Here is a 14,723-nt window from a genome sequence, read left to right on the forward strand (position 1 = left end):
TAGATGACTATTTAGTTGAGTTATATATAGATAGGTCGGTTCACAACCTGAACCGATCCACCGACTGCGAAAGCTTCCCCGCCAAACTCGACAATTCATCCGTCGTTGACGCCGTGTCTCCAATCACGCGGCTGTTGTTTTGCGACATACCTGCAATCATCTCCACCTGGTGAGCAATTTCATTGCTGGCCAGGCTTTGCTCGCTGATGGTGCGGGAAATATCGTTGACCAATTCGGTGGTGCTGAGCGTGGCCTGAAGGATCTCGCGAATGGCGCGTTCCACTTCGGCGGTAACGGCCATGCCCTTGTCCACTTGAGCAACGCCCTCCTCCATGCTGGTCACCGCTTCCCGGGTGTTCAGCTGGATGCGCCCGACCATACTGGCGATCTCCTGCGTGGATGCGCTGGTGCGTCCGGCCAGGCTGCGCACTTCATCGGCGACGACTGCAAAGCCGCGGCCCTGCTCACCTGCACGGGCGGCTTCGATGGCGGCGTTCAGGGCCAGCAGGTTGGTCTGGTCGGCGATGCCTTTGATCACTTGAATAATGCTGTAGATCGCCTCGGACTCCTTGTCCAGTGTGCGGATCACTTGGGCCGATTGCTGCGCTGAACGGGCAATGCCATCCATGTCGCTGACAACCTGGTGAATGACGCGGCCGCCGTCCTTGGCCAGGGTTTCTGCCTGGTTGGCCATGTCGAGGGCGCGTTGGGCGTGGCGAGTGATTTCCTCGATGCTGGCAGTCATTTCGCTAGCGGCGGCGGCCATGGTGCTGGCGGCGGCGCTTTGCTGTTGACTGCTGCCTGCGACTTCATGGCAACCCTGGCTCAGTTGTTCGCTCATGCCATTGACGCCGTGGGCGTTGCTGCGAACCACTTCAATCATGCCGCGCAAATCCCGCTGCATGGTGGCCAGGCTGCGAATCAGCGCACTGGCTTCATCGTGATTTCTGGGCTCGATAATAGGTTCGCTCAAGTTGCCATGGGCAATGCTGTCGGCAATGCGGCTGGCGGTACGCAGTGGCCCCATGATGCTCAGGATCACCCAGCGCCCTTGTGCCAGCAGCAGTAACAGGCTGGCGATCAGTACCACGGCCAGGGTCCAATTGGCGTGGCTGATGGTTTGTCGGGTACTGATACTGGTCAGTTGAGTCTTGTTTTCGATCAGTTCGCTCAAGGCCGCCATTTGATCTTCCAGCCGACTGAACGCGGCATTGAAGGTCTCCAGCTCACCACGGGCGGCTTCGGGGTTGTCCAGGGCCTGCGCGACGATACGCTCACCGGCGCTGATATAGGTATCCAGGCTGGGCTTGATGTTTTCCAGGCTCGCCTTGATTGCATCGTCCAACGGCTGCTTGAAGTTGTCCGCCAGCACCTGGCGAAAGTGTTCGGCATGTTCCTTGAGCGAGCTGTTGACCTGGGCTGGTGTGCTGGTGCTTTTGCCTAGCCCCACCAACATGGCCGATAGCACGTCGGCACGCAGGGCGTCGTGCATCATGTCGGCTTCCATGTGATTACGCAGCACGGTCATGCTGACGTCATTGTCCTGTACCGCATCGCCCATCCGGGTATTTCCCAAATAGCTGGCCAGGCTCATGATCAAGGCGGTGAGCAATCCGGTCCCAATCAACAGCATCAAGCGTAATTTGATCGTCATGCTGGTATCCCCGTGCCAGGACCATCGGTTGGGAATCCAACCGTTCAAGTGCTCACTGTTAGCTGTATCGGCAACAACTCCTTGTTAGTGAAGCCTAAGTTTGCGGATCTGCGCGTTTCACTTAAGCTGACCGTCCTTTGCTCCAGCCGGACCTGCCAAATGTCTCGAAGTATCGCCCATCTCGCCCTGCTGCTGGGCTTGATCACCGCCGTCGGCCCGTTTGCCATCGACATCTACCTGCCCGCGCTGCCAACCCTGGGCGCAAGCCTTGGGGCCTCACCGGCGGCGGTGCAGATGAGCCTCACCGTGTTCTTCATGGTCATTGGTGTGTGCCAGTTGTTCTACGGGCCGATCAGCGATGTGTTCGGGCGCAAACTGCCGATTTATGCGGGTTTGGTGATCTTTACCGTTGGCAGTATCGGCTGCGCATTGGCGCCGACGATCGAAGTATTGATCGGATTTCGTGCCATACAGGCGTTCGGTGCCTGTGCGGGGATGGTGATCCCGCGGGCGATCGTGCGCGACCTGTACACCGGCCATGAGGCAGCGCGCCTGATGGCTTTGCTGATGCTGGTGATGAGTGTTTCGCCAATCCTCGCGCCGCTGGCCGGCAGCCTGGTGATTTCGATCTGGAGTTGGCGCGAAGTATTTGCTGTGCTGGCGGTGGTCGCCGTGCTGTGCCTGGTCATGACCATCGTGCAACTACCGGAAACCCACCCGGCCGAACGCCGTTTGGGCAAGACCCTGGGCAATGCATTCGGCAGTTATGGAGCGCTGTTGCGCGACCCGGTATTCACCGGGTTATCGGTGGTGTGCGGGTTTGGCCTTGCGACCTTCTTTGTATTTATCGGCAGCGCGCCCTTCGTATACATCGAGTATTTCGGCCTGACACCGACGCAGTTCAGCATGTGTTTTGCCCTCAACGCCGCCTCGTTTTTTGCCATGAGCCAACTGACCGCACGCCTGAGCGCACGGTTTGGTCTGGCGCCGCTTATTCGTTGGTCGGTGGTCGCAGTAGCCACGGTCATGGCCCTGTTGGCAGCCACCACATTCTGGGGTGATAGCCTGCCCTTGATGATGGGCCTGCTGTTTATTGGGTTCGGTTTTCTCGGCCTGTTGCTGCCGGCGGCAGGTGTGCTGTCGCTGGAAGATCATGGCGCGGTGGCAGGCTCTGCGTCTGCCTTGCTTGGCGCGATCCAGATGGTTACCGCGGCCGTTTCGATGACCCTGGTGGGCGTATTCGCCGACCATACTCCTGCACCGATGTTGATCGGCATTGCGCTATGTGCGCTTGCCGCAATGCTCACCACGTTGTGGACCTTGCGCCGGTTGCCGGCGCACCTGGCCTCAAGCGTCCCGCCCTCCTCCTGAGGCTTGCCCTACCCCGCCCAGCTCACAGATCAAAGCGGTCCACTGCCCTGCGCCGCTCATTGTCGTCGCGTACGTCGTAGCTGGCGGTGGTCTGGATATTGGTGTGATGCGCCAATTTCTGGGCAATCGACAAATCATGCTCTTCGATCACTCGGGTGATGAACGAACGGCGGAAATCATGGGGCATGATTTTCACACCCACCTGATCACCGCGCTGCCGAGCAATGTAATAAATCGCATGTTTGGTAATGCGTTCGCGCGTGATGTGGCTGCCCCGGCGGATACGGTTGAACAGAAAGGTGTCGTCCTGCTCACCTTCCTTGAGTTGTTCACGACGAAACTCAAGCCACGCCCGCAGTTTTGCGAACGCCCAGTCCGGCGCGTACTTGATCAGTTCCTTATTACCTTTGCCGATCACCCGCAGGCTGCGCTGATCAAAATTGATCTGCGCGAGGTCGAGATTGACCGACTCCGACTTGCGCATCCCGGAACCATACAACAGGCCGATTACTGCGGCATCCCGCAGCCCCTGGGGCCGAGGATCGGCGGCGCATACATCGAGCATCTCGCGGATCAGTGTACGACGCAGGTTACGGCGCTGCCCCAGGCGCGTACCGGCGGCAGCCTTGACCGAGCGCATCTTCAACAGGTGATCCTGGCTGATCAAGCTCATGCGCCACGCTTCATTCATCACTCCTCGTACCGCATTCACGTACAGCGATGAGGTATTCGGCGCATAGCCGTCCTCGCGTAATGCGGCCACCAGTGCGACGACGTGTTCGGGTTGCAGTAAATGCCAGTCAATGTCTTCGAGGTTGAGGTCTTCGAAACCCAGGCGGTCGGCGGCATCCTGCAGCACGTAGCGCATGGTCAGTTGGCTGGAGGGCGCCAGGCGAGTGAGGTAGAGGGTCAGCGGGTTGCGGATAGTCTCGGTCAAGGGATCAGCCTTTGGATTAAATACATCAATCAACTCGTTGATTAATCGATGTATTTAGTGGATTGGCGAAGACTGAGTCTAACCCAGGCGCGGCCCTGGCACAAAATCACGGCGCCAATTCGACTTCCTCTGCCGGTTCCTGCGGTTGCGCCAGGGACTGGCTCCAGTCAGCGTCCTGTCGCTGCATCAGCGCAAACCAATGCCCACGCATAAACGTCAGGTAGCCAGCCGGGGCCTTGGCAAAGTCCTTCTCGTCGCCATAGCAGCCTGGCAGTGGCAGTTCGGTGCCCTGCTCCTTGTACTGGCTGACCAACTTCTGTTGGGCCTCGACGCTGCAGTCAGTGGGCAAGGGCATGCCGCGCAGGGCACCGGCATCTTCGTCCCACCAACTGGCGCCGACGCGATCGAGGCCGCGCAGGCGATACTTGCCGGACTTGCCGACCCGCATGATCAGCTTGAACTCATTGGGGCTCACATCACTGGTACAGGTGCGCGAATAACCGACCGTGACCTGGGTATTGCCGTCGCGCAGCAGGTCGGTGACTTTGGTGGCCGCCTGATCAAAGCGCAGGCTGGCGTCGAACTCGCAGTGTTGCACGTCGTCGTGCAGCATCCAGACCCGCTTGGGGCGATCGCCCGTGAGCAGGTACTGCGCTGCGTAGACAAACGCCGACTGGGTGCCATCATCCTCCCGCTCGCTGACCTGCTCGGCGAGTACCAGCAGGTTCTTGCCCTGAAGGTCATCCCAGGTATAAGCACCGACTTGCTTGCCGGGCACTTCCACACCTTCCGGCACCTGTTCAATGCTGGTCAGTGCGATCCCTTCATCGGCGCGTACGCTGGTGACACAGGCCATCGTCATCAATAATCCCATCAACGCAGGCCGCAACTGGCCGCGCAAAAGCTGCACGCTATTCATCCGAGTACCCTGGCAAGAGATGGCTTACTTTACCGGCACTTGAGCGCCAATGCAGAGAAGATTGTTCAATCACCGGCATTGGCCGAGCGGGAGCGCCCGGATTGAACCAAACGCCCGGCACAGCGTTCCGATCTGACCATCCGGCCTGCACATGTAACGCCTTGATTACTTAGCTGAACCCTAGCTGTCTACCTGTCAAATAAACGAGTTTTTCATCCGCCTTTCATATTCGTTGCACACATTTGCGCTTAACCTTGTAAGCAGTACTTCAGGGCATTCCGTGGTTTATCGACTAACCTGTTGATTACGCTTTATCTTTAGCGCCGCGTTGTCATCTGCGGGCTGTAGTTCTGCCCGATGATTGCTGCTGTTTTCACGCGTCAAGTTGCTCCAGCCGAGGTCATGAAACTTTGAAACCCTACCCTATTCACTGCGTGTCGATCGTTATCCCGGTCTACAACGAACAAGAGAGCCTGCCGGAGCTGCTGCGTCGTACTACAGCAGCCTGCAAGCAGCTGGCCTACGAATACGAAATCATCCTGGTGGATGACGGTAGCCGCGACAATTCGGCCCAACTGCTCGAAGACGCCGCCGCTGAAGAAGGCAGCCATGTTGTAGCGGTGATCCTCAACCGCAACTACGGCCAGCACGCCGCGATCATGGCCGGCTTCGAACAGTGCCGTGGCGAAGTCGTAATTACCCTCGACGCCGACTTGCAGAACCCGCCGGAAGAGATCCCGCGCCTGGTGGAGCAAGCTGCCCTGGGCTACGACGTGGTCGCCACCGTGCGTAACAACCGCCAGGACTCCGCGTTCCGTCGCTGGCCGTCGCGCTTGATCAACCTGGCCGTGCAGCGCTCTACCGGCGTGGCCATGACCGACTACGGCTGCATGTTGCGTGCCTACCGCCGCACCATCGTCGACGCCATGCTCGCCTGCCGTGAACGCAGCACCTTCATCCCGATCCTGGCCAACGGCTTTGCCCGCCATACCACGGAAATCCTCGTGCACCACGCCGAGCGTGAGCACGGCGAGTCCAAATACAGCGCCATGCGCCTGATCAGCTTGATGTTCGACCTGCTGACCTGCATGACCACCACACCATTGCGCCTGCTGTCCATCGTCGGTTTCAGCCTCGCGGCGTTGGGCGTGCTGTTCGCCTTTGCGCTGATCGTCATGCGCCTGGCCTTCGGCGCCGATTGGGCGGGTGATGGTCTGTTCGTGCTGTTTGCGGTGCTGTTCGTGTTTACCGGTGGCCAGTTCATCGGCATGGGCCTGCTGGGCGAATACCTGGGCCGCATGTACAGCGATGTACGCGCCCGCCCGCGCTTCTTTATTGAAAAAGTGCTGCGCAACCAGCCGGCAGCACCGACTCCAGTCGTCGTCGTTGACGGCCTGGTGTCTTCCCATACTTCTACTTCTACTTCTCCTTCGGATCAGGTTCAGTCATGAGTTCAAAAGCTGTTGTCTTCGCTTACCACGATATCGGCTGTGCAGGCATTGAAGCCCTGCTCGGTGCGGGTTACGACATTGCTGCCGTGTTCACCCATGCCGATGACCCCAAGGAAAACAATTTCTACGGCTCCGTCGCCCAACTCTGCGCACGCCATGGCATCCCGGTGCACGCCCCGGAAGACGCCAACCACCCGCTGTGGGTCGAGCGCATCGCCAAGTTGAACCCGGAGTACATCTTCTCCTTCTACTACCGCAACCTGCTGAGCGAACCGTTGCTGGCCACCGCCCGCAAGGGCGCGTTCAACCTGCACGGTTCGTTGCTACCTAAATACCGTGGCCGCGCCCCGGCCAACTGGGTGTTGGTCAACGGCGAAACCGAAACCGGCGTCACCCTGCACCGCATGGTCAAGCGTGCCGATGCCGGCGCCATCCTCGCCCAGCAGAAAGTCAGCATCGACCGCACCGACACCGGCCTGAGCCTGCACGCCAAATTGCGTGATGCGGCCACAGCCTTGCTGCGCGACGCGCTGCCACAATTGGCCCTGGGCAAGCTCACCGAAACCGCCCAGGACGAAAACCAAGCCACCTATTTTGGCCGCCGCACTGCCGCCGATGGCAAGCTGGACTGGAAAAAGCCTGCCGAACAACTGTTCAACCTGGTGCGCGCGGTGACGCAGCCGTACCCGGGCGCCTTCTGCGCAGTGGGCGAGCACAAGCTGATCGTATGGCAAGCCGACGTGGTCAAGGGCAACGACGGTTTGGCGCCAGGCCGTGTGATCAGCGTCAACCCGCTGCGTATTGCCTGCGGTGAAGACTCCTTGGTCATCAAGTTTGGCCAGCGTAACGAAAACGGCCTGTACCTGGCCGGTCCGGCCCTGGCCGATGAACTGGGCCTGGTGGATGGCTCCGTACTGCGCGGCGCCGAGTCTGGCCGCAAGCCACGTCGTACCCGCGTGTTGATCCTGGGCGTAAACGGCTTTATCGGTAACCACCTGTCCGAGCGCCTGCTGCGTGACGACCGTTACGAAGTCTATGGCCTGGACATCGGCTCCGACGCCATCGAGCGTCTGCGCAGCCACCCGAATTTCCATTATGTGGAAGGCGATATCAGCATCCACACCGAGTGGATCGAATACCACATCAAGAAATGCGACGTGGTCCTGCCATTGGTTGCCATCGCCACGCCAATCGAATACACCCGTAACCCACTGCGTGTGTTCGAACTGGACTTCGAAGAAAACCTCAAGCTGGTGCGCTACTGCGTCAAGTACAACAAGCGCGTGATCTTCCCCTCGACCTCCGAAGTCTATGGCATGTGCCAGGACCAGTATTTCGATGAAGACACCTCCAACCTGGTGGTCGGCCCGGTCAACAAGCAGCGCTGGATCTACTCGGTGTCCAAGCAGCTGCTTGACCGCGTGATCTGGGCCTACGGCGACAAGGGCCTGAAGTTCACCCTGTTCCGTCCGTTCAACTGGATGGGCCCGCGCCTGGACCGCCTGGACTCTGCGCGTATCGGCAGCTCCCGCGCCATTACCCAATTGATCCTGAACCTGGTGGAAGGCACGCCGATCCGTCTGTTCGACGGTGGTGAACAGAAGCGTTGCTTCACCGACATTGCCGACGGCATCGAAGCGCTGGCGCGCATCATTGATAACGACAATAGCGTGTGCGACAGCCAGATCATCAACATCGGCAATCCGGAAAACGAAGCGAGCATCCGCCAGTTGGGCGAAGAACTGCTGCGTCAGTTCGAGGCTCACCCACTGCGCCACAACTTCCCACCGTTCGCCGGTTTCCGCGACGTCGAAAGCAAGGCGTTCTACGGCACGGGCTACCAGGACGTGGCGCACCGCAAGCCGAGCATCGAGAACGCCAAGCGCCTGCTGAACTGGGAGCCGAGCGTGCAGATGAGCGAAACCATCGGCAACACGCTCGATTTCTTCCTGCGTGAAGCCATGCTTGAAATTGCGGATAAAAAGTAATGCAGGCAGGTCTTCGCATCGACGTCGACACCTACCGTGGCACCCGTGAAGGTGTGCCGCGGCTGCTCGAATCCCTGGATGAAGCCGGGGTAAAGGCGACGTTCTTCTTCAGTGTCGGCCCGGACAACATGGGCCGCCATCTGTGGCGCCTGATTCGGCCACAGTTTCTGTGGAAGATGCTGCGTTCCAACGCCGCCGGCCTGTATGGCTGGGACATCTTGCTGGCCGGCACCGCCTGGCCAGGCAAGCCGATCGGCCGCGACCTGGGGCATCTGATGCGCCAGGCCAAGGCCGCCGGGCATGAAGTCGGCCTGCACGCCTGGGATCACCATGGCTGGCAGGCCAATACCGGGCGTTGGAGCGAGGCACAGCTGGTCGAGCAGATTCGGCGTGGTGTGCAGACTTTGAGCGACATCCTAGGCGAGCGCGTGGACTGTTCAGCCGCCGCCGGGTGGCGCGCCGACGAACGTGTGGTGCAAGCCAAGCAAGGCTTCAATTTTCGCTACAACAGTGATTGCCGGGGCACCAGCCTGTTTCGACCGACACTGGCCGATGGCAGCGCGGGCACCCCACAAATTCCGGTAGACCTGCCGACCTTCGACGAAGTCGTCGGGCCGGTGGTGGCTGCCAATGATTTCAACCGCTTCATCCTGGACCGGTTCAGCGCAGCGAAGCTGAACGTCTACACCATCCACGCAGAAGTTGAAGGGATTTTGATGGCCAATGATTTTCGCCAGTTGCTCGCCCAGGCAGGGCAGCGCGGCATTGATTTCAAACCCTTGGGTGATCTTCTGCCCGCAGATGTAACCACCCTGCCCCAACAAAAACTGGTGCGCGGCGCATTGAGCGGCCGCGAGGGTTGGCTGGGAGTACAGCAGGCATGATTCGTCGCTGGGCCTTGCCCCTGCTCCTGCTGGCGTTTGCCGCGTTTTACCTGCTGCCGCTGGCCACCCATGGCCTGTGGATTCCCGATGAAACCCGCTATGCGCAGATCAGCCAGGAAATGCTGCTGACCGGTAAATGGGCCTCACCGCACTTCATGGGTATTCGTTACTTCGAAAAACCCGCCGCGGGCTACTGGATGATTGCGCTGGGCCAGGCGATTTTCGGGCAGAACCTGTTCGGCGTGCGGTTTGCCTCGGCCTTGAGCAGCGCCTTGAGCATTGTGCTGGTTTACCTGGTATCCCGCCGGTTGTGGAACGACCCGCACAAAAGCCTGGTCAGCACCCTGCTGTACATGAGCTTCGTCAGCGTGGCGGCCCTCGGTGGTTATTCCAACCTGGACCCGCAGTTCACCTTCTGGGTCAACCTGACCGGCGTGGCGTTGTGGTTCTGCTTTGACAGCAGCACGCGGCGGGGCCGACTGTGGTCCTGGGCGCTGTTGGGTTTCGCGTGCGGCATGGGCTTCATGACCAAGGGCTTCCTGGCCTGGTTGCTACCGGTATTGATCGCCCTGCCCTACGCCCTCTGGCAAAAACGCCTGGGTGAGTTGTGCACGTTTGGCGGCGTGGCCGTGGTGGTTGCAATTGCTGTCAGCGTGCCGTGGGCATTGGCTGTGCACCTGCAAGAACCGGACTACTGGCATTTCTTTTTCTGGCACGAGCACATCCAGCGCTTTGCCGGGGAAGATGCCCAGCACGCTGAGCCGTTCTGGTATTACCTGCCGCTGCTGGTAGCGTTCGCGCTACCGTGGGTAGCCCTGTTGCCGTCCACGCTCAAGCAGGCATGGCTGCAAAAGCGCGCGCCGAAAACCGCATTCCTGCTGCTATGGCTGTTGATGCCGCTGGCGTTTTTCAGCCTGGCCAAGGGCAAGTTGCCCTCCTACATCATGCCTTGCATGCTGCCCCTGGCGTTGCTGATGGGCTCGACCTTGAGCGACAAGCTCAAGCAAGGCCACGGTCGCGTCCTGCGCATCAATGGCTGGCTGAACCTGGCGATCGGTGTGCTGGTATTGCTGGCCCTCAGCTGGTTCCAGTTGAAAAAACCGGTGTACGAGCCGGGTGAGGAAACCTTCAGCCTGGTGCTGGTGTTCATCTTCCTGTTCGGTTGGATCGTGGTCAACCTGCTGCAAGCGGCACGGCCCTTGACGTTTTGGGCTGCGCCGCTGATTGGCAGTGGGCTACTAGTGGTTTTGGTGCCTGCGGCATTGCCCCATTCGGTGGTTTATAACAAGACCCCGGACCAGTTCATCATCGATCACATCGAGGAATTACAGCCCGCTGTCGCCCTGTTGAGCAACGATCTGGGCGCTGCTTCTGCACTGTCCTGGCGTCTCAAACGACCGGATATCACGCTCTACAACACCTCGGGCGAGGTCAAGTACGGGCTGGCTTACGCCGACACGACCCATCGGCTGGTCGACCGTAATGCGATCCAGGCGTGGATGGCGCAAACCCGCCGCACCGGTGCCGTGGGTGTGGTGATGCGCGTCAACAGCCAAGGTGAAAAGGACGAGCTCGCGCTGCTGCCCACCGATGGCAAGCGTTATGCCCAAGGCAAGATCGTGATCCTCATTTTCCCGCAGGTCGCGCCATGACCACCCTGCTGCTGCTGCTCACAGCCTGCTTGCTCACCTGCATGGGCCAGGTATCGCAAAAGTTTGCCGTGGAAAGCTGGCGGAACCTGCCTCAAGGCTGGGCATTGAAGGTGCGCTCGCCGTGGTTATGGTCAGCGTTGGTGTGCCTGGGCCTGGGCCTGCTGGTGTGGCTGCTGGTAGTGCAGCGCTTGGAAGTGGGAGTTGCCTACCCCATGCTCAGCCTGAATTTTGTGCTGGTCACGCTGATGGCGCGCTTTGTATTTCACGAACCCATTGATGGCCGCCACTGGCTGGGTGTGGGGCTGGTGATTGCCGGCGTCGTGCTGCTGGGGCGCCAGGTATGAGCCGCATAAAGGGTTTCGCCCTGGCCCTGGGCAGTGTCGGCCTGGTGAGTGGCGCCCAACTGGGCATGCGCTGGAGCATGACGCGCCTGCCCTTGCCCACCGAGTGGCTGGCCGCCTTCGCCCACAACAGCATCGACCTGAGCGCCCTGGGCGTGGTGATCCTGGCGATCATCGCCTACGCGCTGTCGATGCTCTGCTGGCTTGGCGCACTCAAGCATTTGCCTCTGGGCCGTGCCTACTCGCTGCTCAGCATCAGCTACGCGTTGGTCTACCTGCTGGCCGCCAGCCTGCCGGTGTTCAACGAAGCTTTCTCGCTTTCAAAAACCCTGGGGGTGGCCTTGGTCATCCTCGGCGTACTGGTTATCAACTCTCGTCGTGCATGCACCTCAAGTCCCAGGAATACCCCATGAAAATCAGCGTATTTGGTAGTGGTTACGTTGGTCTGGTACAGGCCACTGTATTAGCCGAAGTCGGTCACGATGTCATTTGCATGGACGTTGACAAGAGCAAGGTCGAGTCGCTCCAGAAAGGTCACGTGACCATCTTCGAGCCGGGCCTGGCCGCGATGGTCAAGGACAACCTGGAAAGCGGACGCCTGCATTTTACCTACGACGAAAAACTCGCTGTCGAGCACGGTGAAGTGTTGTTCATCGCCGTGGGTACGCCGTCGGATGAAGACGGCTCTGCCGACCTGAAATACGTGCTGTCGGTGGGTGACGCCGTTTCCCGCCATCGCGTGCAGCCGGTAATCCTGGTGGAGAAATCCACCGTGCCGGTCGGCACCGGTGACACCCTGCGCGCTCATATCGAAAAGAACCTGAATGCCGCTGGCCGTCAGTTGGAGTTCGATATTGTCTCCAACCCGGAATTCCTCAAGGAAGGCTCGGCCGTTGCCGACTGCCGCCGCCCGGACCGCATCATCATTGGCTGCGAGCGCGAGGAAGTACGTGAGGTCATGCGCGACCTGTACGCGCCGTTCAATCGCAACCACGACCGCATCATCTTTATGGACCTGCGCAGCGCCGAACTGACCAAGTACGCCGCCAACTGCATGTTGGCCACCAAGATCAGCTTCATCAACCAGATTGCCGAACTGGCCGAGCACCTGGGCGCCGATATTGAATCGGTGCGCCTGGGCATTGGTGCAGACTCGCGAATCGGCTACCACTTCATCTACCCAGGCTGTGGCTACGGCGGCTCGTGCTTCCCCAAAGACATGCGTGCCTTGATCCATAGCGCCAAGCAAGCCAACTGCTCCAGCGACCTGCTCGAAGCAGTGGAAGCCATCAACCAGCGCCAGAAGAGCAAGCTGTTCGAGCGCATCAATGCGTTCTTCAAGGGCAATCTGAAGGGCAAGACCTTCGCCCTGTGGGGCCTGGCCTTCAAGCCCAACACCGATGACATGCGCGACGCTCCCAGCCGCGTGCTGATGGAAGCCTTGTGGGCCGCCGGTGCCAATGTGCGCGCCTTCGACCCGGAAGCCATGCAGGAAACCCAGCGGATCTATGGCGACGACCCGCGCCTGATGCTGATGGGCACCCCGGAGTCCACCCTGGGCGGCGCCGATGCGCTGATCGTGTGCACCGAATGGCAACAATTCAAGGCGCCGGACTTCGACCTGATTCATCAGCGCTTGAAAACCCCGGTGATCTTCGATGGCCGCAACCTGTATGACGGCGAACGCCTGACACGCAAAGGCTTCAAGTATTTCCCCATTGGCCGTGGCGATTCCTGCGAGTTACCGATTCCCCAGCAAAACTGGGTGGAACAGGTCAGGGATGTCGGCTAGGTGAACAAGGCTTTCCCATCCATGCAGAGCAGCACAATCCGTCGCCAGTCACTGGGGCTTGGGCTCTTGGCGCTGGTGCTGTTTATCGCCGGCAACTGGCACCAGGCGATCATCGGCTTTGATTCACGCTTCGTGGTGTTTGCCCAGGAAATGCTGCGCCACGGGCCAGGCTTCTTCCCCACGACCTACGGCCAACCGTATGCCGACTACCTGGCGACTTCAACGCTGCTGACCTGGCTGCTGTCATTGCCATTGGGCCAGGTCACCAGCCTGACGGCATGGCTGCCCACCGCGGTCGCGTCAGCAGTGATCGTAATGCTGGTCTACCGCCTGACTGCGCCCTACTCCCCGCGCTGGGGGCTCTTGAGCCTGGCAATGTTGCTGCTCAGCAGCACCTTTGTCAGCGAAACCCGCGCGGTCTCCCTGGACCAGATGCTCGCCGCCGTGACTCTGGCGGTGTTCTATCTGGGCTATGCCCATGATCACTTCGCTGCGGCGAAGCGCTTGCATTGGGTGTTTGTGTTGCTGCTGCTCGGGTTTGCACTGCGTGGGCCGATTGGCCTGGTGATCCCCACAGGCGTTTTGTGCAGCTATTACCTGATCAACCGCCAATGGCGCAGCCTGTTCAGCTTCGGCCTGCTGGCGTTGGCGCTGCTGGCAGCGTGCGTCGGTCTGTTGCTGCTGCTGGCCAAGCTCAGCGGCGGCGAAGACTTCATGCATGACGTGATTCGTATGCAGTTCCTGGGACGCATGGATGGCAGCGAAGGCTCCGGCGGTGTGCTGTATTACTTCACCAGCTCCATGGGTAACTACGCGCTGGCTTATCCGCTGGCAATATTGGTATTGGTGGCGGTCATGATCGGCGGGCGGCGCACACCGGATCCGGCATTGAAGCTGGTGTTGTATTGCGCAGCCGCGGGTGTGCTGGTGATGGTGGGCCTGTCGGTGCCCCAGGCGAAAAAAGCGCGCTATATCCTGCCGATGTTGCCGATGGCAGCGATCATTGCCGCGTATCCGTTCCAGGCGACACAGGGGCGACTGTTTGCCTGGCTGCGCGGCCTGATGCTGGGCGTCTGGACGCTATTGCCGACGCTGTTGGTGATTGGCCTGCTAGTGGCGCGGCGGCGTTATCCGGAGCCGCTGGCCCACCTCGAAGTGATCTTCGCCGTGCTTGGGCTGCTTCAGATCCTGGCGCTGCTGACACTGCTCAAGTCCCGACTGCGTACGTATGGCCCGGCCCTGGCTGCAGTGCTGGCCCTTTGGACAACCTACATCCTCGTGGTCGAACCCCTGGAGCGTCGGTTATACGACACCCGCACGTTCAGCCTCGCCGTCAAGGCTCAAGTCCTGCAGCAACCGGCGCCCGTGGTGCTGCACGCGCTGGGTAAAGACGCGAAAGCCATCAAGTTCATGGTCAACTTCGATTGTGACAAGGTCCCGCTGTTTACCCAATTGCCCATTGAATTGAAGCCGATCCAGGCCCCGGCATGGTTGGTCATGAGCCAGGCCGACTTCGAAGGGCTGGACGATCCACGCTTGCGTTCGATCGCGCCCACGCTGACCGGCGAGTTCGACAAGAACCCCTACGTATTGTTGCATCTGGTAAAAACCACGGTGCCATGAGCACTTTTCCAGGGGCATTGTAAGAAAGAACGCCGACTCTTTAACCAGTAGGCGTCTTTCATCACAAGCACCAAGAAAACACCTACATTCCTTTGCGTAATAGCTGGTGCA

At 60.0% G+C, this 14,723-nt stretch carries 12 protein-coding genes; 9 read left to right on the forward strand and 3 right to left on the reverse strand.

Annotated elements, in window-relative coordinates; all coding sequences use genetic code 11:
- Positions 1–40: 40 nt before the first annotated feature.
- Positions 41–1,654: a methyl-accepting chemotaxis protein gene (locus E4P01_RS20835; protein WP_216091380.1), complete on the reverse strand. Its 1,614-nt coding sequence runs from the start codon at positions 1,652–1,654 to the stop codon at positions 41–43.
- Positions 1,655–1,813: 159 nt separating this feature from the next.
- Here E4P01_RS20835 and E4P01_RS20840 point away from each other — a divergent pair, with 159 nt between their 5' ends.
- Positions 1,814–3,025: a multidrug effflux MFS transporter gene (locus E4P01_RS20840; RefSeq protein WP_216091381.1), complete on the forward strand. Its 1,212-nt coding sequence runs from the start codon at positions 1,814–1,816 to the stop codon at positions 3,023–3,025.
- 22 nt (positions 3,026–3,047) lie between these two features.
- Here E4P01_RS20840 and E4P01_RS20845 read toward each other — a convergent pair whose 3' ends face one another.
- Together E4P01_RS20845 and E4P01_RS20850 are read right to left on the reverse strand one after the other, a co-directional pair.
- A complete protein-coding gene (locus E4P01_RS20845; protein WP_216091382.1) occupies positions 3,048–3,962 on the reverse strand; it encodes a tyrosine-type recombinase/integrase in 915 nt (304 codons plus the stop codon).
- Positions 3,963–4,068: 106 nt separating this feature from the next.
- Positions 4,069–4,881 (reverse strand): hypothetical protein, encoded by an 813-nt coding sequence (locus tag E4P01_RS20850; protein ID WP_216091383.1) that lies wholly within the window; start codon positions 4,879–4,881, stop codon positions 4,069–4,071.
- Positions 4,882–5,291: 410 nt separating this feature from the next.
- Here E4P01_RS20850 and arnC point away from each other — a divergent pair, with 410 nt between their 5' ends.
- From arnC to E4P01_RS20890, 8 genes are read left to right on the forward strand one after another with little or no spacing between them, the layout of a single operon-like run.
- Positions 5,292–6,332, forward strand: a complete 1,041-nt coding sequence (arnC, locus tag E4P01_RS20855; protein ID WP_148853329.1) for an undecaprenyl-phosphate 4-deoxy-4-formamido-L-arabinose transferase — start codon at positions 5,292–5,294, stop codon at positions 6,330–6,332.
- Positions 6,329–8,320, forward strand: a complete 1,992-nt coding sequence (gene arnA / locus E4P01_RS20860) for a bifunctional UDP-4-amino-4-deoxy-L-arabinose formyltransferase/UDP-glucuronic acid oxidase ArnA (protein ID WP_216091384.1) — start codon at positions 6,329–6,331, stop codon at positions 8,318–8,320. The genes arnC and arnA overlap by 4 nt, the downstream gene beginning before the upstream one ends.
- Positions 8,320–9,204 (forward strand): 4-deoxy-4-formamido-L-arabinose-phosphoundecaprenol deformylase, encoded by an 885-nt coding sequence (arnD, locus tag E4P01_RS20865; protein WP_032875325.1) that lies wholly within the window; start codon positions 8,320–8,322, stop codon positions 9,202–9,204. The genes arnA and arnD overlap by 1 nt, the downstream gene beginning before the upstream one ends.
- A complete protein-coding gene (gene arnT / locus E4P01_RS20870) occupies positions 9,201–10,856 on the forward strand; it encodes a lipid IV(A) 4-amino-4-deoxy-L-arabinosyltransferase (protein WP_216091385.1) in 1,656 nt (551 codons plus the stop codon). Before arnD ends, arnT begins: the two co-directional genes overlap by 4 nt.
- Positions 10,853–11,200: a 4-amino-4-deoxy-L-arabinose-phosphoundecaprenol flippase subunit ArnE gene (gene arnE / locus E4P01_RS20875; protein ID WP_216091386.1), complete on the forward strand. Its 348-nt coding sequence runs from the start codon at positions 10,853–10,855 to the stop codon at positions 11,198–11,200. Before arnT ends, arnE begins: the two co-directional genes overlap by 4 nt.
- On the forward strand, positions 11,197–11,610 hold the full coding sequence (gene arnF / locus E4P01_RS20880) for a 4-amino-4-deoxy-L-arabinose-phosphoundecaprenol flippase subunit ArnF (RefSeq protein WP_078821367.1): 414 nt from the start codon (positions 11,197–11,199) through the stop codon (positions 11,608–11,610). Before arnE ends, arnF begins: the two co-directional genes overlap by 4 nt.
- Positions 11,607–12,989, forward strand: coding sequence for a UDP-glucose/GDP-mannose dehydrogenase family protein (locus E4P01_RS20885; protein ID WP_032875337.1), 1,383 nt, complete (start codon positions 11,607–11,609; stop codon positions 12,987–12,989). Before arnF ends, E4P01_RS20885 begins: the two co-directional genes overlap by 4 nt.
- On the forward strand, positions 12,990–14,612 hold the full coding sequence (locus E4P01_RS20890) for a phospholipid carrier-dependent glycosyltransferase (RefSeq protein WP_216091387.1): 1,623 nt from the start codon (positions 12,990–12,992) through the stop codon (positions 14,610–14,612).
- The last annotated feature ends 111 nt before the right edge of the window (positions 14,613–14,723 follow it).

The sequence above is a fragment of the Pseudomonas sp. NCIMB 10586 genome, from assembly GCF_023127895.1.
Classification (GTDB): Bacteria; Pseudomonadota; Gammaproteobacteria; order Pseudomonadales; family Pseudomonadaceae; genus Aquipseudomonas; species Aquipseudomonas synxantha_A.